Annotated in this window: 24 protein-coding genes, 1 tRNA gene and 1 riboswitch; of the genes, 7 read left to right on the plus strand and 18 right to left on the minus strand. The window is 34.1% G+C overall.

The window, feature by feature from the left end:
• Positions 1-27: 27 nt before the first annotated feature.
• The 4 genes from nrdD to ACFFVB_RS00900 all read right to left on the minus strand — a co-directional run bounded on the left by nrdD (position 28) and on the right by ACFFVB_RS00900 (position 4,131).
• Positions 28-1,803, minus strand: coding sequence for an anaerobic ribonucleoside-triphosphate reductase (gene nrdD, locus ACFFVB_RS00885; protein WP_382380218.1), 1,776 nt, complete (start codon positions 1,801-1,803; stop codon positions 28-30).
• The gene (gene nrdG, locus ACFFVB_RS00890) at positions 1,796-2,260 is read right to left on the minus strand and encodes an anaerobic ribonucleoside-triphosphate reductase activating protein (RefSeq protein ID WP_382380220.1); all 465 of its coding nucleotides are present in this window, start codon (positions 2,258-2,260) and stop codon (positions 1,796-1,798) included. Before nrdG ends, nrdD begins: the two co-directional genes overlap by 8 nt.
• Before the next feature lie 124 nt (positions 2,261-2,384).
• Positions 2,385-2,588, minus strand: a riboswitch (cobalamin riboswitch).
• A gap of 590 nt (positions 2,589-3,178) precedes the next feature.
• On the minus strand, positions 3,179-3,757 hold the full coding sequence (locus tag ACFFVB_RS00895; RefSeq protein ID WP_382380222.1) for a DUF502 domain-containing protein: 579 nt from the start codon (positions 3,755-3,757) through the stop codon (positions 3,179-3,181).
• A gap of 292 nt (positions 3,758-4,049) precedes the next feature.
• A tRNA-Leu gene (locus ACFFVB_RS00900) sits at positions 4,050-4,131 on the minus strand.
• Positions 4,132-4,232: 101 nt separating this feature from the next.
• Between ACFFVB_RS00900 and ACFFVB_RS00905 the strand changes: the two genes are divergently transcribed.
• The 3 genes from ACFFVB_RS00905 to ACFFVB_RS00915 all read left to right on the plus strand — a co-directional run bounded on the left by ACFFVB_RS00905 (position 4,233) and on the right by ACFFVB_RS00915 (position 8,270).
• Positions 4,233-5,624, plus strand: coding sequence for a dipeptidase (locus tag ACFFVB_RS00905; protein WP_382380224.1), 1,392 nt, complete (start codon positions 4,233-4,235; stop codon positions 5,622-5,624).
• Positions 5,625-5,952: 328 nt separating this feature from the next.
• Positions 5,953-6,492: an RNA polymerase sigma factor gene (locus tag ACFFVB_RS00910; protein WP_382380226.1), complete on the plus strand. Its 540-nt coding sequence runs from the start codon at positions 5,953-5,955 to the stop codon at positions 6,490-6,492.
• Between the two features lie 11 nt (positions 6,493-6,503).
• Positions 6,504-8,270: a hypothetical protein gene (locus ACFFVB_RS00915; RefSeq protein WP_382380228.1), complete on the plus strand. Its 1,767-nt coding sequence runs from the start codon at positions 6,504-6,506 to the stop codon at positions 8,268-8,270.
• Between the two features lie 128 nt (positions 8,271-8,398).
• Here the strand turns inward: ACFFVB_RS00915 and ACFFVB_RS00920 are convergent, their stop codons facing one another.
• Positions 8,399-9,766 carry a M28 family peptidase gene (locus tag ACFFVB_RS00920; protein ID WP_382380230.1) on the minus strand — a complete coding sequence of 456 codons (1,368 nt, stop codon included), beginning with the start codon at positions 9,764-9,766 and terminating at the stop codon, positions 8,399-8,401.
• Positions 9,767-9,990: 224 nt separating this feature from the next.
• On the opposite strand from ACFFVB_RS00920, the gene lhpI reads away from it, so the two are divergent.
• Positions 9,991-10,956 carry a bifunctional Delta(1)-pyrroline-2-carboxylate/Delta(1)-piperideine-2-carboxylate reductase gene (lhpI, locus tag ACFFVB_RS00925; RefSeq protein WP_382380232.1) on the plus strand — a complete coding sequence of 322 codons (966 nt, stop codon included), beginning with the start codon at positions 9,991-9,993 and terminating at the stop codon, positions 10,954-10,956.
• 93 nt (positions 10,957-11,049) lie between these two features.
• Here lhpI and ACFFVB_RS00930 read toward each other — a convergent pair whose 3' ends face one another.
• The 10 genes from ACFFVB_RS00930 to ACFFVB_RS00975 form a co-directional block, all read right to left on the minus strand.
• Positions 11,050-11,628, minus strand: coding sequence for a PhnA domain-containing protein (locus ACFFVB_RS00930; RefSeq protein ID WP_382380233.1), 579 nt, complete (start codon positions 11,626-11,628; stop codon positions 11,050-11,052).
• Positions 11,629-11,783: 155 nt separating this feature from the next.
• Positions 11,784-13,004: a M24 family metallopeptidase gene (locus ACFFVB_RS00935; RefSeq protein ID WP_382380234.1), complete on the minus strand. Its 1,221-nt coding sequence runs from the start codon at positions 13,002-13,004 to the stop codon at positions 11,784-11,786.
• A gap of 4 nt (positions 13,005-13,008) precedes the next feature.
• Positions 13,009-14,304 (minus strand): aminopeptidase P N-terminal domain-containing protein, encoded by a 1,296-nt coding sequence (locus ACFFVB_RS00940; protein ID WP_382380236.1) that lies wholly within the window; start codon positions 14,302-14,304, stop codon positions 13,009-13,011.
• 317 nt (positions 14,305-14,621) lie between these two features.
• Positions 14,622-14,993, minus strand: coding sequence for an MmcQ/YjbR family DNA-binding protein (locus tag ACFFVB_RS00945; RefSeq protein WP_382380238.1), 372 nt, complete (start codon positions 14,991-14,993; stop codon positions 14,622-14,624).
• Positions 14,993-15,355 carry a DUF4260 domain-containing protein gene (locus ACFFVB_RS00950; protein ID WP_382380240.1) on the minus strand — a complete coding sequence of 121 codons (363 nt, stop codon included), beginning with the start codon at positions 15,353-15,355 and terminating at the stop codon, positions 14,993-14,995. The genes ACFFVB_RS00945 and ACFFVB_RS00950 overlap by 1 nt, the downstream gene beginning before the upstream one ends.
• 1 nt (position 15,356) lies before the next feature.
• Positions 15,357-15,968: a DUF4230 domain-containing protein gene (locus ACFFVB_RS00955; RefSeq protein WP_382380242.1), complete on the minus strand. Its 612-nt coding sequence runs from the start codon at positions 15,966-15,968 to the stop codon at positions 15,357-15,359.
• Positions 15,969-15,979: 11 nt separating this feature from the next.
• Complete coding sequence (locus ACFFVB_RS00960; RefSeq protein WP_382380244.1) at positions 15,980-16,735, minus strand: cyclase family protein; 756 nt, start codon at positions 16,733-16,735, stop codon at positions 15,980-15,982.
• Between the two features lie 14 nt (positions 16,736-16,749).
• Complete coding sequence (hemW, locus tag ACFFVB_RS00965; protein ID WP_382380246.1) at positions 16,750-17,916, minus strand: radical SAM family heme chaperone HemW; 1,167 nt, start codon at positions 17,914-17,916, stop codon at positions 16,750-16,752.
• Complete coding sequence (gene ruvC, locus ACFFVB_RS00970) at positions 17,913-18,506, minus strand: crossover junction endodeoxyribonuclease RuvC (protein ID WP_382380248.1); 594 nt, start codon at positions 18,504-18,506, stop codon at positions 17,913-17,915. The genes hemW and ruvC overlap by 4 nt, the downstream gene beginning before the upstream one ends.
• Positions 18,506-19,150 carry an outer membrane beta-barrel protein gene (locus ACFFVB_RS00975; protein WP_382380250.1) on the minus strand — a complete coding sequence of 215 codons (645 nt, stop codon included), beginning with the start codon at positions 19,148-19,150 and terminating at the stop codon, positions 18,506-18,508. The genes ruvC and ACFFVB_RS00975 overlap by 1 nt, the downstream gene beginning before the upstream one ends.
• A gap of 27 nt (positions 19,151-19,177) precedes the next feature.
• On the opposite strand from ACFFVB_RS00975, the gene ACFFVB_RS00980 reads away from it, so the two are divergent.
• A complete protein-coding gene (locus ACFFVB_RS00980; protein ID WP_382380252.1) occupies positions 19,178-20,140 on the plus strand; it encodes a hypothetical protein in 963 nt (320 codons plus the stop codon).
• Positions 20,141-20,143: 3 nt separating this feature from the next.
• The gene (locus ACFFVB_RS00985) at positions 20,144-21,274 is read left to right on the plus strand and encodes a glycosyltransferase family 2 protein (protein WP_382380254.1); all 1,131 of its coding nucleotides are present in this window, start codon (positions 20,144-20,146) and stop codon (positions 21,272-21,274) included.
• A 4-nt stretch (positions 21,275-21,278) separates the two neighbouring features.
• On the opposite strand, the gene ACFFVB_RS00990 is transcribed toward ACFFVB_RS00985, so the two are convergent.
• The 3 genes from ACFFVB_RS00990 to ACFFVB_RS01000 form a co-directional block, all read right to left on the minus strand.
• Positions 21,279-21,755, minus strand: a complete 477-nt coding sequence (locus tag ACFFVB_RS00990; RefSeq protein ID WP_382380256.1) for a hypothetical protein — start codon at positions 21,753-21,755, stop codon at positions 21,279-21,281.
• A gap of 166 nt (positions 21,756-21,921) precedes the next feature.
• Positions 21,922-23,187 (minus strand): M56 family metallopeptidase, encoded by a 1,266-nt coding sequence (locus ACFFVB_RS00995; RefSeq protein WP_382380258.1) that lies wholly within the window; start codon positions 23,185-23,187, stop codon positions 21,922-21,924.
• Positions 23,188-23,189: 2 nt separating this feature from the next.
• On the minus strand, positions 23,190-23,549 hold the full coding sequence (locus ACFFVB_RS01000) for a BlaI/MecI/CopY family transcriptional regulator (RefSeq protein ID WP_382380260.1): 360 nt from the start codon (positions 23,547-23,549) through the stop codon (positions 23,190-23,192).
• Between the two features lie 121 nt (positions 23,550-23,670).
• Here ACFFVB_RS01000 and ACFFVB_RS01005 point away from each other — a divergent pair, with 121 nt between their 5' ends.
• Positions 23,671-24,180: a DUF456 domain-containing protein gene (locus tag ACFFVB_RS01005; RefSeq protein ID WP_382380262.1), complete on the plus strand. Its 510-nt coding sequence runs from the start codon at positions 23,671-23,673 to the stop codon at positions 24,178-24,180.
• Positions 24,181-24,318: the final 138 nt, after the last annotated feature.

A 24,318-nucleotide genomic window follows, 5' to 3' on the forward strand; every position in this document is an offset into this window, starting at 1 on the left:
ATATGATTTATGTGATCATGCGCTTTATTAATTTAAATGGTAAAATCTTAAGTCTGCTTCTTGTTGTCTTGCAGAACTAAAGTTTGAAACACGCTTTAAATACCCAATAACTCGCGTCCCATAATCGACATCCTTAGAGCCACATGAACTGCATTTCTGAAGTGTTTTCTTATCAATATTATTACACGTATTACAGATTGTAATTTTCACATTAAAACAAAAATAATTACACCCAGCCATAGCTGTCGCATGAATCAGTTTTAAGAATCCATCTTTATTCGGAGCTTCTTCTAAATTTAAATGCAACGCAGAACCACCATCTAAATACTTAATAATATCGTCGCCGTGCAACATGATTTTATCTAAAGTATTTACAGAAGTATCTTCAACAGCATAGAAATAGGAATTATAACACTCGCGAGGAGAAAACAAACCATCTTCCTTATCCCATTTTGCGTTTTTAACACCTAAATTTTCAGCAGGGACAAATTCGGTATTAAACATATATCCGAATTCTTTTTTGGCTTCTTTATTCGCATCATAAATAATTTTAAGATTTGTAGACACAAACGATTTATAGGTCTCGTTATTCTCTGCGTTTATACCTAAACTTTCTGCAGCTTCCACCATACCATTAATTCCAATGGTTAAAAACTGTTTTTCCAAAGCGATAAAACCTGAATTATAAACAGGTAGCATGCCTGCATTTTTATATTCTTCGATCAAGCTTCTATAAGCCACCTGATATTTCTGAATTTTCTGAATTACAATTTTTAAATCATCTCCCTTTTGCACCAAGCGATTCATGTTTAACGTAATCACATTTATAGATCCGGTAGATACTCCGCCTGCCCCAAGCGAATAACTAAAGGTGTTATCACTAATTTCATTTCTTAACCGGCAACAAGACGCTAAACTATCGGCACTTTCAGACTGATAGATAAAAAACGAGTTTCCCTCACTTAATTCTGAAGCACACATGTCTGCAAAATCATGATCTACAGGTTTTCCATCCTTTACCAACATGGCCGCGGTAACCACAGGAAAAGTCAATACTGCTTTTTCGCGTTCGGCATTAAACCACGTCATAAAAAATTGTTGTAATTTATTTAAGCTTTCAAGTTCTGGTTTGCTCATATCTGGAAATACAAATTCACCGAATAAGCTTTCAAAATATTTTTCGTCGTATAAAGAAATATTCCAGAATACTGACTGATACCCTCTAGCGGCAGCAGGCTGATTTATAGCATATACAACATGTTGTAAATGATTTTCGATGGTTTTAGTATTTGTATTTACATAATCTGCACCAAAATCTTTACGTGCAAAATAATCGAAATACAACAAAAACTCTACCGTTGCCAAAGCACCTGCAAATTGAGAGCTCACTGCAAAAACAAGATTTACAAACTCGCCACAAAAACTTTCTAAATGTTGTGGAGCTTTACTTTCCCCTCCTAATTTTGTTAATCCATCAAACAAAAACGGATACATACTTATAGAAGCACAGTACGGTTTTAAAGAGGTTTCGTCATGCACATATATTTCATGAGATTCTATTTGTCTAACATATTCGTTCGCTAAATCGTCTCCAAATAAGTCTGCTATTTTATTTTTCACCAATTGCCTGTTTACCTGAATATTTATGTCTTTATTCAATTCGGCTTCCATAGTGGCTATATTTTTAGAAGACACATTAGCATTGGCATCCATTTTAGAGCCATCGGCGGCATTAGACGCGTTGATATAATTACTAATGAAATTGATTTTTTTATTGACTTGTTCTTGGGTTAATCTAATCATGGCTTAATGGTTTTTTAATAAATAAGTGATTTAATAACGAATTTGATTGTACGTGTGTAAATTTCTGATTGGTAGATAAAGCGTCTAATCCTCCTAATTCCGAAATCCACTTACCTGTTTTAATCCAAGTAAGCTCTCGTAATATATTTGCGCTAATATTATCTTCCCCTGTATATAAACAGGTTTTATAGTCTAGTTTTCGAGCGTAATGAAGACAGTTAACAAGCTCTGCCTCGTGCCATTCCCCGCCCATAAACAAAACACAACTTGCAAGCCCTTTATACTTTTTTAGAGTGTTTTTAAACGTTTCTAAGGTGAGTTCCGTGCCATTTTTCTCTTTCCATAGCATAGGAGAATGACAGCCTTTACAATGTAGTTTACAACCACAAATGCTAAAACAAATGCTAATTTCTCCAGGAACTTCCTGAAGTGCTATCTGAATGTTTGAATAATACATCCTTCTTTAAATTAGTCGACAAACAGGTATAAACAGACCGTTCTATCGATAGGTTAATCGTCAAAAAGCTAAGAGTATTTCTAATAAGAATATTCTATGCCATACACCTTTTTCCCGAAAGCTCGACATGATTTTGAATTTGGCAGGTCTTCTGACTCGCTCCTGTTTTACGCCTTCCCATTTCAATATATTGAAACAGTGGCTAAAAGAATGTAAAACATTTTAGAGAGCTTACAGCTGCGGGAACAGTTTAGGTTTTCCACCCAATTCCCTTTTAATCCCTGTATACTAGCGATGTATACTAAGAACCAATTTCTAAGTTAAAGATAAATAAGAAATCAAGATGTAAATTATATGTGCAGATATTTTATCAATAGAGTTGTTAACACTTCTTAAATCGGAGCGTCGTTTTTAATCCGTTATAAAAACGGATCATTCCTAATTGTTGCGTTTTTAAAATTATGTGGTTAATCGAGAAATAAAGAAATAATTCTACAGCTTTATGTTCTCGACTCCGCTCGAACACCCTAAAAAAACATGCGTTTTTTACTGTTATACATGCAATCTAGACGAGAACTTAAAAGTTTGAGAATTTAAACGGTATTTGAGTCGCCCAGAGAACCTCTTCATAATAATCTACAACCTGGTTTTTATGCCTACACATAGTCTATAGGACAGAATCTATATTTGATTAATAAAAAACATTGTATGTTCTCGACTCCGCTCGAACGCCCTCAAAAAACATGGCGTTTTTTATTGTTTTACAGGCAATCTAGAACAGAGATTAAAAGATTAAGAATTTAAATGGTATTCGATCCGAGTCGAGAATCTCTTCATGATTATCTACAACTCAACAAACCGTCTTCTTTATTTTATTTTGCATTTTTAATACCTAAATTTTCTATAGCCATACCCACTTTAAGCGATAGGCAAGCCTTTTCCTTGCTTTTTCATGATGCTAAGTAGAGATTTTGCATCAATATCAATTTTCTTAACCATTTTATTATCGACGATCAAAACTTCACCTTCTAAAGCGTTTGTTGTACTCGGAAAAAACACCACAGAATTGCTCGTTTTTTCATCTATTAAAAGACCTGGTTTATCACCCATTGGTGTACTAATTAACACAGATGTTCTATTATCTGGTTTCGGACTTATTTTATTCTCAAGCTCGGTTTTATATTTACTATATCCCGGAATAACATCAAGCAACATACCTTCAAACCAATCGTAAAATTTCATAAAACGTGGTAAGGTTGCCAGATATCCAAAAACATAGAAAATAATTAGTATTAGTAAACCTGTTGTAATGGTTAAGGAATACTTTCCGAAAAAATCGTCTAAGTGCAGGTTATGAACAACAATTTTTCCGAGATGACTGACTTTGTACCATAGTTTTTCAATTACAATAAAAAGAATAAATATGGGTAACAAATACATCATACCACTTACAATTTTATTTTTCGGTCTTACTAGACGTTTTTTGTAATCCTTCATTGGTTTTAGGTTGGTTATTGGGTATAAAGTTATGAGCTCAAATTATATCACTTCATAAAAATAAGATAGAATCATAAGCTAGTGTATGTTAAAAGTAAATAAAAAATTAATAATCAGATTTGAAAAATGTTTTTATACACTGTTTAGCTTCAGTTTATTTTATTCGTTTTATGCAAGAAGCCAAAACTATACAAATGATAATATTGGCACACAAAGATGTAAAATATGGCCATTAACCCTAAATTATAAAACAAAAAAAAGCCGACTATAAATAGTCGGCTTTCTCTTATTGTGCGGGCGGGGAGACTCGAACTCCCACACATTGCTGCACTAGATCCTAAGTCTAGCGTGTCTACCAATTCCACCACGCCCGCAATAAGGTGTGCAAATATAAAAATTAGTTTCAATAAACAATTCAACTTTTGAAAAAAAATTCAACAATTTTGTATTTTTGTATCAAACAGAATATTTCCACATGAAAAATATCTCGACTTACATCGAAAACAACAAGGATAGATTTATAAACGAACTTATCGAACTACTTAAAGTACCGTCTGTTAGTGCTGACTCAGCATACAAAGACGACGTATTAAAGACTTCAGAGATCGTTAAAACACGTCTTGAAGAAGCAGGATGCGATCACGTAGAAATTTGTAAAACCGATGGACACCCAATTGTTTATGGTGAAAAAATTATCGACAAATCGCTTCCAACCGTACTTGTTTACGGTCATTACGACGTACAACCGGCAGATCCCATCGAACTTTGGACGTCTCCACCATTCGAACCTGTAATAAAAACTACCGAAACACATCCCGAAGGCGCTATTTTTGCGCGTGGTGCTTGCGACGATAAAGGTCAGATGTATATGCATGTAAAGGCAATGGAATTCATGACCAAAAACAATGAGTTACCATGTAACGTAAAATTCATGATTGAAGGTGAAGAAGAAGTTGGTAGTGTAAACCTAGCAACCTTTGTAAAAAACAATCACGAGAAACTTAAAAACGACGTTATCCTAATTTCAGATACGGGAATGATTGCGAAGGATGTGCCTTCTATCACGACAGGATTACGCGGATTGAGCTATGTAGAAGTTGAGGTTACCGGACCAAATCGCGATTTACACTCTGGCCTTTACGGTGGTGCTGTTGCAAACCCAATCAATATATTAACCAAAATGATTGCGTCTCTTCACGACGAAAACAATCACATTACCATTCCTGGTTTCTACGACAGAGTTGAAGAATTATCGACAGAAGAACGTGCACAAATGGCTAAGGCGCCTTTTAATTTAGACAACTATAAGAAAGCTTTAGATATCGACGCTGTTTACGGCGAAGCTGGTTACACAACCAACGAACGCAATTCTATTCGTCCTACGTTAGACGTTAACGGAATTTGGGGAGGTTATACCGGCGAAGGTGCAAAAACCGTTATCGCAAGTAAAGCATTTGCAAAAATCTCTATGCGTTTAGTACCTAATCAAGATTGGAAAGAGATCACAGAATTGTTTCAAAAGCATTTTGAAAATATTGCTCCAGAAGCGGTAACCGTAAAAGTAAAACCTCATCATGGCGGACAAGGGTACGTAACGCCTATAGACAGCATTGGTTACCAAGCGGCATCGAAAGCATATACCGATACGTTTGGACAAACGCCAATCCCACAACGTAGCGGAGGAAGTATTCCTATTGTATCGCTTTTCGAAGACGAATTACAAAGCAAAACCATTTTAATGGGCTTCGGATTAGACAGCGACGCGATTCACTCGCCAAACGAACATTTCGGAATTTGGAACTACCTAAAAGGTATCGAAACCATCCCAATGTTCTACAAACACTTTACTGCGTTGTTTAAAAAATAGACACTTCATATTATAAAAACATCCGTTCAATTTTTGGACGGATTTTTTATTTATACTATTTCGGGCGTTCCCTAAAGGTCGTGCTTTCCGTTATATCTTTTTATTCAATATTAACCTTCCTCAGCATTTTTATGCCAAGCACCTTTAAGCTTCAATTAAAATGCATTCTTATCATCTCATAAAAAGGATGCCACTGCAATCACTAACGCAGAACATCATAACTTTAAAATATATGGCAAGCATAAGAATCATGTTTGTTTTTGTAAATTACTTGAAATTTTCTAGGAGACCTTTTAGCAAATTGACCATTAAGTAATAAATACGTTTTATGAACGATAAAAATATTTTAGAACTTTTTAAAAAAGGTCAACGCGAAAAAGCGTTTAGCAAATTATACGGCTTATATCCAAAAATAGAAGCTTTAATTCTATCTAAAGGTGGTCAGAAACAAGACGCTTTAGATGTGTTTCAAGAAGCGCTCATTATCTTAAATAGAAATCTCGAAAAGTCAGATTTTAAACTCACGTCTTCCTTTTATACCTATTTATATTCGGTCTCACGATTTATTTGGAAAGACGCTCAGAAAAAAATAACCAAAGGAGCCCTACAAAATTTAAACACACTAGAACAGGAACAAGCTCATAGTGTTTTAGAAGAACAAAAATACCAACGTGCCGAGCGTGCATTCCTCGAATTAGGAGAACGATGTCAGCAACTGTTACAACTGTTTTATAACAAAGCCATGTCTTTTAAAGACATCGCGCATGTTATGCAATTTAAATCCGAAAAAATTGCAAAAAACCAGAAGTATAAATGCTTAACCAAAGCTAAAGACATCTACAAAACAAATCAATCCCTTCAATCTTAATTCGAGACATCATGGAAAATCATATAAAAGACATCGCGTTCATCAATAGTTATTTAAATAAAACATTATCTAAAAAAGATACACTTGATTTTGAAGAGCGGTTAAAAACAGATTTGCATTTCAGAAGCTTGTTTGAAGAACACACAACCATTTTAGAAGGTATAAAACGGCAACAACTAAAAGGTGAAATTATTTCAGGCAAAAAAACATACACGAGACGCAAATGGTTTAAATATTTTGGTTTTACGACTCTAGTATTGGTAATTATTGCATCTGTATATGTTTTTATTACTACTGCCAATAATTCAGAGATTATAAAAAAGAACAACAGCACTATAGAAGTCGTTACACCAACACCTTCAATAGACCCGATCACACCTTTAAAAACCACCACTCATAAAATTGTGGAAGAAGAGATCACCACAGAACCCCAAGAACAAACAAATACAACTGTTGCAAAACCGACGGCAAAAACTAAAATAGCTGAAGTTAAAATACCAGAGAAACCTTTTCAAACCATTACTTTTAATGCAGACAAAGACACGACTCTAATTTGTGTAGAAGGCACTAAACTAACAATAAAAAAAGGGTCTTTTCTAGATAAAAACAACACTATAGTTACAGGCAATATAGATTTAGAAGTCACAGAATATTACAAGCTTTCAGATATGGTATTAGCTCATTTATCTACGCAGTCTGATGGGAAACTTTTAGAAACCGGAGGCATGCTAAACGTAAAAGCCTACCAGAACAACGCACCTGTACACTTGGCGCCAAATACAACTATTGAAATTTTATTTCCTACTACAAGCAAGAAGAACGGAATGCAACTTTTTTCTGGCGCATGGGACAATGAGAACATAAATTGGACGGTTCAAAATAACAGTAACACTGAAGTCGCAGTGAACGTTGAGGTTATTTTGCAAGAAGAGCAGGTAGAAGTTCCCTTTTCGATTGTTGAAATTCCTCCAGCATATCCTGGTTGCGAACATCTTGAACCTTCGGCGAGCAAAAAATGCACTAGTGTCGCCATTAGTAAATTTTTTATGGCCAACTTTAACACTGAAATCGCCATGAATTTGGGATTAACAGGAAGACAAAGAATTAATACAATTTTTAGGATTAATCAAGAAGGCAGACCCGTTTCTATCACCTCCAGAGCAGCTGATCCAGAATTAGAAATTGAAGCAAATAGAGTTATCTCCTTATTGCCTAAAATGACACCCGGGAAACAAAGAGGAAAAACAGTAATCGTCCCCTACTCTTTGCCCTTAGTTTTTCAGGCCGAAAGCAATCAACGATCTGCTCTTACAGGAAGCACGCCTCGAAAAGAAACTCTAAGACGAGATTCAATTGTAAATAAAAGATTTGAAGACAAATTAATCGAGAACTCCGCAAGCGTTAAGGTCTACGAACTAAATGGTTATATTTTAAGAACTTCCAAATTAGGCTGGATTAATTGCGATCGGTTTATTAGAAGAACCAACATACCATTTAAACTTAAAATTAAAAATGCTGGTGACGCCAGAATTAGTATGATTTTCAGATCTATTCAGTCCATTATACCAAGCCACAAAATTGGTGATACATTCGATTTTAAAATGGTTCCTAAAGGTGAAAATGTAGTGCTTATAGCTATTAAAAAAGATTTAGGGAAGTTGTATCTAGGAAGTGTAGAAACTAAAACAGCCGAAAACCCTGAAATAGAATTCGATTTTAAAGAAATAACCTTGGAAAACTTACACAAAGAAATAGAACAACTGAATAGTGATTTTTAAGTACTTTTTTTTATCACAAATAATAGAAACGGCATTCTATAAAAAAATCCGTTCAATAGCATTTTGGACGGATTTTTTCTTTAAACCCATTTGGGCATTTAAAGTCATGAGCATAAAGAAAGAGAACATTACTCCTTAATAAATTTATAAACGCCACGTTTTTCAGAACTTTCTACACTTAAAAAGTAAACCCCTTTGGCCAAATCATTCAACTGTAATTCGGTGTTTTCTTTTTCAGAACTTATTTTAAACACGCGTTTCCCAGATACATCATAAATTGTAAAATCTGCACTTTCACCAACGCTTCTTTCTACTGTTAAATTAGACTGTACTGGAATGGGATATAACTTAAGTTCCGATTGTAAAAATGTTGGCAAACCTAAAGTACCAAACGAGTAGCAATCACTAAATTCAGTACATGAACCTGAGGTAATTTCAACATTATAAGTCCCATTTTCAGTAGGCATATACGTCTGAAATGTTGCCTCTGCAATTGCTGTACCGGTTGTACAATTATACCATTGGTAAGTTGCCGATTCCTGAATTGCTTTTAAACTATTGTTCGTTTGTGTCACTGTATTATCAACTCCCGTTAACACACCTTTAGTCGCCATATACCCCGCCGATAACTTGGTAAGCTCATGAAAATACTGTAAATTAAATAGTTCAAATCTATCATCGCTAGAATGATATTCTGGATTCTGATCGTTTTCAGACCACGCTTCACCTATTAACACAGCCGGATAACCACGGTTCCAAAAACTAGAATGATCACTATATTCTGTTCCCGGAATTACAATATTAGCATTCAATTTAAACGGATAAGCTCCTAAAATCGCAACAATATCGTCGCTCATACCTTGCGATCCTTCATTATTTCGTTTTACATCAATATCAAAACTCTGGTCATTATCTCCATCATAACCAATCATATCTAGATTATAAACACCTAAAATGTCATCTCCATTTGTTTTAGCTTGTTCAGCATAATAACTAGAACCAATTAGCCCAACTTCCTCTTCATCCCAAAGCGCATAAACAATAGTGTTTTCAAGACATTCCCCAGATAATACTCTTGCCACTTCTAAAAGCGCTGCGACTCCACTGGCATTATCATCGGCGCAATAATTGGCTACAGCATCATAATGTGCAGAAATCATATATATTTTATCAGGATGTGTTGTTCCCAATTGGGTCGCGATAACATTACGTCTGTTTTCATCATTATCGACAAACTGATTTCCTACTGTTAAACCCCCTAATTTATCTAGTTTTTCAAACAGATATTCAGCAGCTAAATTGTTATTATTAAGCCTTCTATTTAAAATTGTAACCGTGTTTCCGTTAACTACAGTAGGTACTTCTCCTGAAAATTCGTTTACTGTAAGCGATAAGGAATCTAAATGCACCGCATTAATAATATCTGTAACCGATTGACAGTAAGAAACCGAAAAACTTAGCATGCAACCAAGTAGTATGAACCATGATTTATTCATTTCAATAAAAATTAACTGATTAGATTCAAATATAATCTTTTAAATATTTTTATAAACGCTTTTTAAAATTTCAGAAACCATATTAACGATACGTCATAAAATCATGAAATTGAAGCGATATTCTGAATATAAGCTTATAAAAACCGAGAAAACTAAATTTAGATCTCATGATATCTGCAGAATAAAGTTATCTATTTCAGAAGATATTTCTTAATTTTAGGGTTATGAAAAACACAGCTTTAATCGATTCCGATTTTATTGAAGATTCAACTCATTTTAAAACACTTGTTTCTGCTTTAAAAACAGGATTTTCCTCAAACGACTATTTAGTACCTATGCGCCATCATCATGATTTCCCTAATCCGGAATCAGAATTAGATTCTACGTTGCTTTTAATGCCAGCTTGGAATCCCGGACAACATGCGGGTGTAAAAATAGCGACAGTTAGTCCTGAAAATGGAAAGTATAATTTACCTGCTATTCATGGAACGTATCTTTATCTAGATGCGGTTACAGGGAAACTAAAAGCCATTTTAGAAGCAAAGAGCTTAACGGTAAAACGAACTGCAGCAGCTTCGGCTTTGGCATCTTCATTTTTATCTAGAGAAAATTCAGAATCTTTATTAATGATTGGAACTGGAGCGTTATCTACAAACTTAATTGAAGCGCACGCCAGTGTCCGTCCAATTAAAAGAGTTTATGTTTACGGACGTGATTTTAATAAAGCAAAAGCCATTTGCGAACAGTTTACCACGGCAACATTCACTGTAGAGCCTGTTAAAACTATTGAAGAAAAAATAAGTGAAGTCGACATTATTTCTTCAGCAACCCTATCGCCTACGCCTCTTGTTTTTGGAAAATATTTAAAACCGGGTCAGCATGTTGATTTGGTTGGCGCTTATAAAAAAGATACCCGAGAAGCAGATGACGAAGCTATTTTAAAATCGTCTGTGTATATAGACACCTACCAAGGCGGATTAAAAGAAAGTGGAGATATTCTTATACCGCTTACTACTGGAATTCTTAAAAAGGAACAGATTCAAGCCGATTTATTCGAGTTGTGCGGGAATCTAAAAACAGGACGTAAAAACGACACTGAAATCACACTGTTTAAATCTGTAGGTCATGCGCTTGAAGATTTATTGGCAGCCACCTATTATGTAAATAAATATACGGAATCAAAATCTTAATTTATATAAACACTAGAGTGTAATCAAAAATAAAAACGGGCTGTAAAATTAATTTACAGCCCGTTTTTTAAATATAATAAAGTGAAATAAAACTTATAGTTTCTTCACGTATTTTGTAATAATCACAATTTGCTGACTCCCAACTTTACCTTCAATATATTCTGCATTTTCATGATCTAAACGAATGTTTCTCACAGCAGTTCCTTGCTTAGCAACCATACTAGATCCTTTTACTTTTAGGTCTTTCACTAAAACCACAGCATCTCCTGTTTCTAAAATAACACCATTAACATCGCGATGAATTATTTTAGCACTTTCGTCTTCATGTTCTCCGGTTGCACGCGCTAAAGCCATAGCCTCGTCGTCTAGATACATCATATCTATTAAATCTTTTGGCCAACCTTCTCCACGTAGACGTTGCAACATTCTCCAAGACATAATTTGCACAGCAACATGCTCGTTCCACATGCTATCATTTAAACAACGCCAATGGTTAGCATCCATATCTACATTGCCTTCTATTTGCTCAAGACACGTATTACAAACCAACACACTGTTATCGACATTTTCGTTTAATGATGGCGGTATAGTATATTGTTTTAATTGTTCTTTTGAAGTACAAAGCTCGCAACTTTTATTACTACGATCTTCCAAAGTCTGTAATACACTCATGATTTTATTTATTTTTAGAATTGCAAAAATACGTTTTAAAACGAATTACGACAAACGAATGTCCTTGTTTAAAACAATCCCTTACTTTTTTTCAAAAAAAATGGTATTATAGTTTTACCTACAATACCATTTTTAATATCAATTTTGTAACAATTTTATTTTGAAAGTCCAAACGGATCTTCAATACTATGCGCTGGTTCTGTAAACCATTTTGGTCCGTTTTCTGTCATATAAATATGATCTTCTAAACGTATCCCAAATGCATCAGGAACAACCAACATAGGCTCATTACTAAAACACATGCCGTCTTCTAAAACGGTTTGATCTGTTTTTACCAAGTATGGCCATTCGTGAATATCTAAACCAATACCATGTCCCGTTCTATGTGGCAAACCTGGTAATTTATAATCTGGACCTAATCCGTTTTTCTCTAATGTTTTTCTAACTGCAACATCTATAGAACCACAGGTATTTCCTAACTGAGAGGCACTAAAAGCAGAAAATTGTGCCTCGCGTTCCAAGTTCCATATGCGACGTTGTTCGTCCGTAATATCCCCAAAAATATAGGTTCTGGTAATATCTGAAATATAATCGTGTAGTTTACAACCTGTATCTATAAGCACCACATCATTTTCTTCTAAATCCTTCGGATTTTTAACACCATGCGGAAAAGAGGTATCGACTCCAAACAATACGATGCAAAAGTACGATCCAGCAGGAGCGCCATAACGTTTATGTGCTTCATGAATAAAATCGACAACCGTTTGCGCTGCAATTCCTGGTTTTAAAATACGTGCTACAGCCTTATGAATGTCCATTGTAATATCCATCGCAGTCTGCATTATGGCTATTTCTTCTTTAGACTTTATCATGCGACAACCCGCTGTAATCGGTTTTGCATTAACCAATTTATAATCGGATTGGCAATTTAAAATACCATCTACAATAAAGAAAGGCGTCACCTCATCCATTGCAATATTACCACCTGAAATCCCGTTTTCTTTTAAAATAGAGACAAATAATTCAAACGGACTTTCATGTTCTTCCCAGCCGTGAACTGGACCTTCGAATTCCATGAAATCTAAAATCGTACCTTCTTCAAAATGCGGTGCGATATAATGAATACTTCCGTCTGGCAGCAATAAAGCTCCAACCATACGCTCGCTAGAATTCCATTTTGTTCCTGTAAAATAATAGAGATTGGTCCCAGCATGTAAATAAACTGCCGAAACATTTTCGGTAGCCATAATTTTTAAAGCACGATTAATACGCTCTGGAAAAGCATCTTTTTGTATGGGCTTTACCAAATGTGCTTTGGGCTGTATCGCTTCTAATTCGGCTTCAATTGTCGAGCCTCCTACTCCTAATGTTGTCATCTTATTAGTTATTTTTCATTATTGCTTCAATCTCTTCAATTTCAATAGGCATCGCTTCAGTAAGGTTGTAACAACCATCTTCTGTAATTACATAATCGTTTTCTAAACGACAGCCAATACCTTCTTCAGGAATATAAATTCCGGGCTCGCAAGTAAGAACCATCCCCACTTCAAACGGACAAGAATACAACCCAACATCGTGAACATCTAGTCCGATATGGTGTGCCGAATTATGCATATAATACTTTTTATATAATGGTTTTTTAGGATCTTGTTTTGCAACGTCTTCAGCATTTAACAGACCTAATTTTATAAGTTCTGCTTCGACCAACTTCCCCATTTGTTGTTCGTATTCGGCAGATAATACTCCCGGTTTAAACAACTTACTTCCTTCCTTTAAACAATGTAGAACAGCAGAATACACTGCTTTCTGGCGGGCCGAAAATTTACCATTTACAGGAAAACAACGTGTTGTATCACTATTATAATTCGCATAACACACTCCAAAATCCATTAAAATCATGTCGCCATCTTTACAGACGTCATCATTCGTATTATAATGTAAAGAGCACGCATTTTTTCCTGAAGCAATAATGGCATTAAACGCATGACGTGTGGCTCCAGATTTTATTAAATTATAGCTCAGTTCGGCTTCAATTTCATATTCTTTCATCCCAGGTTTTGTTGCTTTTAAAGCGCGTTCAAAACTTGCCATACTAATATTTGCAGCATGTTGCATTAAGTCTATTTCTACTTTAGACTTTACCGGACGTAAATCTCGAGTGATTTTAGATACACGATGTAAATTATGCAATGGGTATTTTTCTTTTACCCATAGAATCATACGATCTTGTTGCGTTTGTTGATTAAAAGTTACGCGTTTTACATGTTCGTTATGTCCCAAGTAAAAGCCATCGGCTTCAAACCCCATAAGTTGTAATATTTTCTCGAAACCTTCAACCCACTCTACGCGTTCTACTCCCGAAATCGCTGTTGCTTGTGCTTTGGTTAGCTTTTCGCCGTCCCAAATTTTGATTTGTTCGGACGTTTCGATTACAAAAAGGATCGCTCTATTTTCTGGTTTAGCGGCATCTGGATACAAGACTAAAATACTCTCTTCCTGATCGATTCCTGAAAGATAAAACAGATCGTTGTTTTGGGTAAATCCCATAACATCGTCTGCATTATTATGGTTAACATCGTTAGACGTTAAAACAGCAATGGTATTTGGTTCCATTTGCGCTATAAAACGTTCTCTATTCTCTAAAAAAAGTGTGTTTGAAATCTGCTTATATCTCATATTATAGTATTCTGTTTAGATGAAAGTTATCTAAATTAAAGATGTTTTTTGAATGTAATACATACTAAATTCAGCCGTCCTAATCTTAAATATATCGCGATATATTGAGGTAGATACTGAGTATATCATTACAAATTCAAAGATAAGATAATCCGTTGGGAGAAGCCGTCCTCTTTGGAAAAGATTAAAACAGAGATTATAAATTCCTGTGTTTTAGACCGTACTAATAGCGATAGTTCTAGAGCTTTATTATCTAGATGCTTTTAAGTCTTTTCCAGATCTACGCAACGACAAATAATTAGTATTACAGATGAATTCTATAGCGAATCTGTCAAGCTATCTCTCAGCTTTTTAGACAAGCCTTTTACTACCAAATCGTAAGAATGATCGATAAGTTCTAAAACCAACGGAAAAGGTAATTCCCCTTGATTTAATTTTAAGGTATTCCAATGTTTTTTATTCATATGAAATCCCGGAATTATACTATCGTAATTTGCACGCAGGTGTTCTGCCCGTTCGGGATCGCATTTTAAATTGACTGATGGCTCACCTTCTTCCCATCCTTTTAAAGATGTGAGCAGAAACATTTTCCCTAAAACTTTTAAGACCAAGGTATTATTATCGAATGGAAACGACTCGGTGACACCTTCCTTTTTTAAACAATAGTCGTGAAGTTCCTTTATATTCATTAGGCATCTTGAGATTTACCAATAATTCCTAAATGTGTATTATGAAAACTATCATTATATTTTAAACCATAGTCTAATATACGATCGAAGGAGGCGTGTCCAAACATAATTACACCTGCTAATTCTAAGCTTTCAACAGCATAAAAATCACCTATAATATATAAGATAATAGCGATGCCTTTATGATGTAATATATTGTAAAAGAATGCACCCATTTTATTACTAAATACGTAGCCAACAAAACCGGCATCCGGAAGAAAAAACAATACTAAATACAACCACCAAGCAAAAGACAGCTCACTAAAAATCCAGATGGATAAAGCAAGCATAGCCACTTCTTCTAATTTTAATATCGTTTTCACTTTATTTTAGTTTTTCGATTGTTTTGTCTTCAATTTTTAATGCAGAATAATCCAATTCCCAATCTATGGTTTCAACAATTTTTTCAATCATTAAAATCGCTTGAAGCGCTTCTTTTCGAGCTGTAATCATCAGGCCACTTTCAGGAATTTTATCTAAAATATGCTGTTTCGCTTCTTTATTTAATACGGTTAAATCTTCTGAAGCAAACCGATTAAACAGCCCATTTTTAATATCGTAATATTTCATATCGGGCTCTATGGCTAACACTTCAGGTTGAGGCATATGTTCGATCACAATTTTCTTATCGACCGTATTGGCATACATTTTTAGTTTCGCCAAATCATAACCAATATGCACTTTTGCGTTAATCACAATTAAGGCTTTTCGCTTACTAGATAATAAACCTAAAAAATGATCTTTAATATTTTCGTGATGATAGATTTCGGCAAATTCGCCTTCTACAGTTATTAATTTACAGACACTTTTTATCTTTTCTAAAAGTACGGCAGATTGCTTTTCAGTAAGTTCTTTTTTTTCCTTCTTTTTAAATAAGGTAACCACCCAATATGTAGTTATAACTCCCAAAAGAACCATTAATATATTTTCGAACATAACTATGAAATTTAATCAGTAATTACTTGATATAATACTGGCTTACTAGGCGTTGCATCGTTTTCGAAAGGTGCAATTTGTAGGTTTAAAAAATAGGTTCCGTCTTTTACGAAGTTTTGAACGTAGATAAATTCGGTAATCGTAGCCTGTGTTCTAATCTTTCCTTTTGTGTCCCAAAACGCATTGTGAGCTAACCACTCGCCCTCGTCCTTTTCTTTATCAATACTTGGCAAATCTACTAACAAATGCTCCACCCCTTTTTCTCGTAGATATGTGGCGGCATCTTCTAAAAGATATGGCGGATTAGTATGAGAATACTGCTTATTTAATTTCTCTAAAGTGTTCGGGATTGTTCTTATAATTACTGCTTTACGTTTTTTGTTTCCTAAAGCAAACTGAAGTTGTTTTTTAGAAATTACTAAATCGTCTCCCAATTTCTCAACAACCACAGTAATCACTTCTGCCAAAAAGAAAAACTGTTTTAAATTCTGATTTACTGAATAAAACGCCTCCGTAATATGCCCAACACATTCGGTATGTGTACCGTGCGCATGCGGATTAAAAGAAATATTATTAAAATTAACAGAAGCACCTTCTGAAACTTGTGCCGAATACCCTTGATTGTCTATTGCTGGATCTATCTTTGGAGGCTCTAAATAATAAGCCGAAACATTGGTACTCGCAGCACGCAACGGGATAGAGATATCGATGGGTTTTGTAAAATCTATTTTATATTTTCTAGAATTAGCTTGTATGCTTGCAATCATAATAAATACTAGGTTTAAATCTTAAAAAGTTGAGACGCAATACCGTCGCTTAAAAACTTACCTTTAGTGGTTACTTTAAGATTATTATCTTCAATATACAACAATTCTTCATTTAAATATTTATCCGCTTGGACTAAAATATATGTTTTAAAATTGGAACCAAAAACAGTCGCGATAGTCTGCAAAGAGACTCCCCAAATGGTGCGTAAACCTGTCATTACATATTCGTTATATTTATCGTTAATAGATAATATTTCTATTTCACTTGGTAAGCTTTTTGACTGAATTGCTTGTATATATTTTGAGTTATTAGAGATATTCCAACTGCGAGATTCTCCAGAAAAGGAGTGCGCCGACGGACCAATACCTATATATTTTTTGCCTTTCCAATAGGCGGAATTATTAATACTAAAATATCCTGGTTTACTAAAATTAGACAATTCGTAATGTATAAAACCAGATTCTTTTAATTGATTGATTAGTATATGAAATTGAGCTTCGGCATGAACTTCATCTACATCCTCAATCTTTCCCTTTTTTATTAGAGCATCTAACGCTGTTTTGGGTTCGACTGTTAAGGCGTAACTTGAAATATGCGGAATATTAAAATCTAAAACGGTTTGAATATTTTCCTGCCATTGCTCATGCGTTGCTCCCGGAATTCCGTAGATTAAATCGACCGAAATATTATCGAAATACTGTGTTGCTAACTCTAAACACTGCTTTGCTTCTAAGGTGTTATGTGCGCGATTCATGAGTTTTAAATCGGCTTCAAAAAACGATTGTACGCCTATGCTTAAGCGGTTTATTTTGCTTTCTGACAACTCTAAAATCTTAGATTCAGATAAATCGTCAGGGTTAGCTTCTAGAGTAATTTCAGGATTTTCAATCACTGAATAATTATCGTAAACGGCTTTTAAAATGGTTTCAATTTCTTCTAGAGACAGTAAACTAGGCGTTCCTCCCCCAAAATAAATGGTTGCAACCGTATCGTTTTCAAATTCAGATTTCCTTAATTCTAACTCCTCAATTAAAGCATCTATTAATTCGTCCTTCTTTTTTAAAGAGGTTGAAAAATGAAAATCGCAATAAAAACATGCTTGTTTGCAAAATGGAATGTGGATATAAATGCCAACACCATCAACAATTTCTTTGTGATTAGGATCGGTATTTAAAATCATTTCTTTATACTATTTATTCCTGTTTTTGAAACTTTAGGAGCGGTAACGCGTTTTTCATTTTGCTTAACAAAAGCATCCCAACCGGTATAATTCTTACCAACTTCTACACGACCTTCATTATAGAAGTGACACACCGCCGCGGCAAGTCCATCGGTAGCATCTAAATTTTTCGGAAGTGTTTTTAATTTTAAAACACTTTGAAGCATTCTAGCAACCTGCTCTTTACTGGCATTACCATTTCCTGTAATGGCCATTTTTATTTTTTTAGGCGCATACTCTGTTATAGGAATTTCGCGAGACAAACCTGCTGCCATCGCAACACCTTGTGCGCGACCAAGCTTCAGCATACTCTGTACGTTCTTTCCGAAGAAAGGTGCTTCAATAGCAATTTCGTCTGGATGATGTGTTTCGATAAGCTCGATGGTACGCTCAAAAATAAGTTTCAATTTAAGATAATGGTCGTCGTATTTTTTCAAATCCAATTCATTCATCTGTAAAAAAGACATGGTTTTCCCCACGACTTTAATCAGTCCAAACCCCATAATAGTGGTTCCTGGGTCAATCCCTAAAATAATACGTTCTTTACTCATTAATTACAAAAATAACATCCGCTCAAAGATAAGGAAACACCAATGGTAAATGTAAACATACTGCCATTAAAAGCTCCCAAACCATTAATTGCAGGAGTATAGGTATCTGGTTTTGTAAATCCGTGAATATAAGAGGCATCGAAAAAGATACTGGTGGCACTACTTAAAGCATAATGTATTTCTGTTCCCAACATAAAATTAAAATAACTCTGATCGACGTCCTTAATTCCTTCCAAAGGTCTAACAAACGTAAAACCTGGACCAGCATGAACCTGAAATTTGAAATCCGAGCGATCATCAAAATTTAAAATGTGCGTATAATCGTAAATTCCTTGTCCATTTATTCGGGTATAATTAATTTTAAATTCATCGTTTACACCTTTAAAACGACTAAAGCCTAAATCTAATTTAACTCCTAATTTATCTGTAAACATGTATTGTGCTCCTAAAGTTATACTAGGCAAATTAAATTCGTTTGCAGTATAAGTTTCGGCAAATCCGTTGTCTAAAACATGGTTCCCCCCAACACCAAATTCAAGTCTTAAAACATCTTCATCGATTTGAGAAATTCCGTCGAAAGAGCCAAAGAATAATAAAATAACTACAGCAGAAATGTATTTTTGTTTTTTTAATATAGAAGACATCTTACAATAAAAGGTTTAATTTGCATTATGTACGCTAAGGCACTTATTTATAAATCTCACACATTCTTAATATATATTGTTAAGATAAGTATAATTGCCATTAGTTTTTACTTTATCTACTCAAAACTAGCACTTAACGACAGCTTATCTCTTCCTGAATTTTGGAGTGTTCTAAAGTCTAGCGCGATTATATCATTAAATTCCGTGCTTTTTGTTGGGTTGTTATCGGTTGTAAATTGGTTTCTCGAAATATTAAAATGGCAAAATTTAGTAAACGCTGTTAAATCTATTACTTTAAAATCTGCTATTGCACAAACTTTAGGCTCCCATACAGCTTCTCTTTTTACGCCCAATCGTATTGGAGATTATGGCGCAAAAGCATTGTATTTCCCTTCCAATCTAAGAGCGAAAATAATGGGTTTAAATGGGCTAGGAAATTTAGCTCAAATGTGTGTTACCACTTTTTTCGGAAGTATCGGTTTAATTTTTTTCACCAAAGCATTCCCAATAAATTTCGATTTTAAAACCTTACATTGGTCACGGTATTTAATTTTCGGACTACTATGTATGGGTTTAATATTAGTGGTAAAAACATATCTAAAACCTGAAACATGGATTTTAAAAACCAAACGTTTTCTATCGTCTATTTCTCTTAGTTTGTTAGGAAAAACACTCTTATTTTCTACGCTTAGGTATCTGGTGTTTTCATTTCAATTTTACTTTCTGCTTCAACTATTTAATATCGATTTAGGTTATTTAAATACTATGATGATTATTTCTAGTCTATACCTATTAGCATCTATTTTACCGAGTATATTTATTTTCGATGTCGTATTAAAAGGAAGTATTGCTGTGTATTTATTCTCGTTTTTTAATATTAACGAAACCATTGTATTAAGTTGCATTACACTTATGTGGCTGTTCAATACCGTATTACCGAGTGTACTTGGTAGTTATTATGTTATGAGTTTTAAAGGTCCAAAATTGTAAATTATGATTATTCTTAGCATACTAATTTTGGCATTTTACACCGTTCTCATCGGAAGTTTAAATTATGGATTTAACAAAGTGCCTCCATTTAAAGCAAAAACACATTCTAAAAAAAACTGTTTTTCTATTGTTATTCCCTTTCGGAATGAAGCCGACTATTTACCAGAACTATTGCGCTCTATTTCAGAATTAGATTATGATAAAAACCAATTTGAAATTCTACTTATAAATGATGGCTCTACAGATACTTCTGAAGCATTAGTTTCCGATTTTATAAATACTCACGCAGACTTTCAAATCTCATTACTTCAAAACAAACGCCTATCAAATTCTCCAAAAAAAGATGCGATTAGCTTAGCCATTTCTAAATCTAAATGCGATTGGATTTTAACTACCGATGCCGATTGTGTGCTTCCGAAAACATGGTTAGATGCTTTTAATAGTTTTATTGAACAGCATACATCTTGTCAGTTTATTGTAGCGCCCATCACCTATTTCACAACCTCTAAATTTCTAAATATGTTTCAGTGGTTTGATGTGATGAGTTTACAAGGTGCCACTGTTGGCGGATTTGGAATACACCAACCCTTTTTATGTAATGGCGCCAATTTAGGATATAAAAAACAAGCCTTTTACGATGTAAATGGGTTTGCAGAAAATGATGTTATTGCCAGTGGTGATGATATTTTTTTACTTGAAAAAATAAGCAATAAATACCCTGAAAGTATTCAGTATTTAAAATCTACCGATGCTGTAATTTACACACATGCCCAACCTACTTTAAAAGATTTAATTAGTCAGCGTAAGCGTTGGGCTTCAAAAACAAAAGCCTATACAAACAGCTTTAGTAAAATTACCGGACTCTTGGTTTTAAGTACGAATGCGTTACTAATCTGTTTATTTATATTTATGAGTTTTGGAGATTTTTCACCGACTTATTTCACAGGCTTGTGTGTCGTTAAATTTGTTGTAGACTTTATGCTTATTTATAAAAGCGCTCTGTTTTTTAATCAGAAAAAAGGATTAAAATGGTATGTAATTGTCGCTATGTTATATCCTTTATTTTGTACACATGTTGCAGTAGCGTCATTGTTTACATCGTACTCTTGGAAAGATCGCAAGTTTACGAAATAGAAATCTAATTTACTTTTATAATAATAGGAAGAGTAAATAATGAATTCACTTTTTGTCCGCGTTTTATGGCCGGTTCAATAGTTGGCAGACTATCTAAACTAGAGGTGACTAAGAATTTAATATTCGGAATTTCGGCCTGAGTCAGGGAATCGACTTTAAAGTTTAGCAGACTTAAATCGCCCGTATCTGAAATTTTAAATTGAATGAGTAACGTATCCAATACATCGCGGTTTACAATAATACGCTCTGCTTCCAAACGTTTTAAAATCGTGGCTGCTAACGTTTGCTCGAAACATTGTTTTCGATACTGTTGTGTGGCCGATGTTTCGCAAGATGAAAAGGTAGGATATTCATCGACTTCATTCCATGTAAACGATTGTAATTCTTCATTTAAAATGGCTTCGGTAGATGTTTTTTTCACCTTTAAATCGTCGCAAGCGCAGATTGATAGTAATGCAAGTATAAATACGAAATGCTTCATAGTTTAAGATGAAAATCGAAAATACAATAATTTTAGTATTTAACACTTTTTCGAATGCAATTCTTGACTGAAATTGATTAGAGTGGATCCAATTCAGTTTAAAATGCTTCAAAATAAAAAAACCGAAGTGATTAGCTTCGGTTTTTAACATATATATATTAATGTCTTAGTCTTGTACTTGAAACACAATAGGTAAAGAATATGGCACAGTAACTTCTTTTCCTTTTTGTTTACCTGGTTGCATTTTTGGTAATAAATTCACAACACGTACTGCTTCTTCGGCCAAAGCATCTTCTGAAGCTCGGGCTCTCGCATCAACAATATTCCCTTGTTTGTCAATTTTAAAAATGACACTAATACGTTGCCTTCCTGAAAGATCTAATTCTCCTGCTAAATCCGTATTATAATTCTTTCCTACAAATTGAGAAATTTTGTTAGACATACATTTCTTTCGTTCTTCTACAGATAGATCTTCACAACCAGGGAATATGGGTGGTTGCTCTACAACAGTAAAAGGCACTTCTACGTCTTCTAAAATTGTAGATTCAGAATTTTCCGCCTCTTTATCACAAGAGGTATACAACAGCATTGCAAAAATCATGGGTACAAGCAAGGCATACTTAATTAAATGGATTTGTTTTGATTTCGTTTTTGTTAACATAATGATTCGTTTTTTGATTAATGATTGTTTAAAAAATGGATTGATGAATGAAATATGATTGACATCGAAAACTTGACTCAACAAGTTCTGATAGTAGGTCACTTTATCTTGTTGTTGTACCACTAAAGCATCCGCTATATATTCGTGAAGTGTAACCATTCTATTTTGGTACATATACACTAACGGATTAAACCAAAACACAATACGAAGCAGTTCGAAAAACAATAAATCGGCACTGTGCTTCTGACTTTTATGAACACATTCGTGAGCCAAAATGGGTTTATAATTTTCAGGACTTATGGCATCGCCTAAAAAGACATAATTAAAAAATGAAAAGGCTGCCGAACTGTTTTTTAAAGTGATAATAGTAAGTCCGTTAATCGTATTCTTTTCACTTATATTGATTGTTTTAAAGAGCTTAAACATTTTGAAAATAAATATAAATGCGGACACACTAATACCGACATATAATATGAATTCCAAGGACCAAAACGAACTGCTATTTTTAAGGTAAACCGTTGGTAATATTTGAGTCTCTACAGTCGATGCATCTGGATTTAAGATCACGGCTGGCAATTGCACGATATAGTTTTGAGCCAAAACATTTTTAAAAGCTTCAATTTTAATTAAAGGCAATACAAATGAGGCTATTGGTGTACATAATATGTAAAATCGATTCCAATTAAAAAAAGTCTCACGTCTTAAAAACAAATCGTACACCACTAAAAAGAACAATTGGAACGCTATGGTTTGTAGGATGTAGTGCAGCATAATTATTTGTTTTTTTCGATTTCCTTCATCATGGCTTCTAAATCATTTAAACTCACATCGTTCTTCTTTACGAAAAATGACACTAAACTTTTAAACGATCCTTGAAAATAATTATCGACCAACGTGTGTAACGACTGGTTGCTATAATCTTGTTTAGAGACTAACGGAAAATAAATATGACCTTTCCCCTGCTTTTCATAATCTACAAAACCTTTACTTTCTAAAATACGCACAATGGTAGATACTGTATTGTAAGCCGGTTTTGGTTCTGGTAATTCCTCTATTAAAGCTTTTACATTGGCATGTTCTAATTGCCAAAGCACTTGCATTATTTCTTCTTCTGCTTTTGTTAACGACTTCATCTAACTAAGTTTTTAGTTTAACATTGAAACAAATATAACTAAATATTTAGTTTAAACTAATTTCTTAGTCTAAAAAAGTAATTGATAATATATGTAACTTGCCATACGCTAAATTTAGATTATGGATTTCGTTTTAGTTTTTCTCGGTTTAATATGTATGATTATAGGCTTGCTGGGTAGTTTTCTACCTATACTTCCAGGACCTCCAGTAAGTTGGTTAGGCCTTTTGCTTTTGTACTTAACCAAAGTGATCCCCAATGATTGGACTTTTATTACAATTACTTTTGTAATAGCTATCGCTATTGTGATTATAGATTATGCGATTCCTGCTATGGGAACCAAAAAATTTGGAGGTAGTAAATATGGTGTTATTGGGACTACTGTTGGTTTGGTAGTTTCCATTATTTTCCCAGTATTCGGATTTCTAGGTATAATTATATGGCCTTTTATTGGAGCTTTTGTTGGAGAAATGTTTTTTAAAGCCAATCACAAAACGGCTACTAAAGCTGCTTTTGGCTCGTTTTTAGGATTTTTAACGGGAACACTTTTAAAGTTTATTGTCGGAATTGTGTATTTCGGATTATTTATAAGTGTGTTTTGGAAACACAAAGAAGGGTTTAGTTTGTTCTAAAAAAAAAGTCTTATAATGAGGGTTATAAGACTTATATAATTTTTATACTATCGAACTATTTCAGAATTGAAGGATTAACTTTGTTTTATAGTTGATACTATTCCAAATATAAGTAGTCCGATTGATATTTTGTTGCGG

It is taken from the genome of Formosa undariae (assembly GCF_042427615.1).
Classification (GTDB): domain Bacteria; phylum Bacteroidota; class Bacteroidia; order Flavobacteriales; family Flavobacteriaceae; genus Formosa; species Formosa undariae.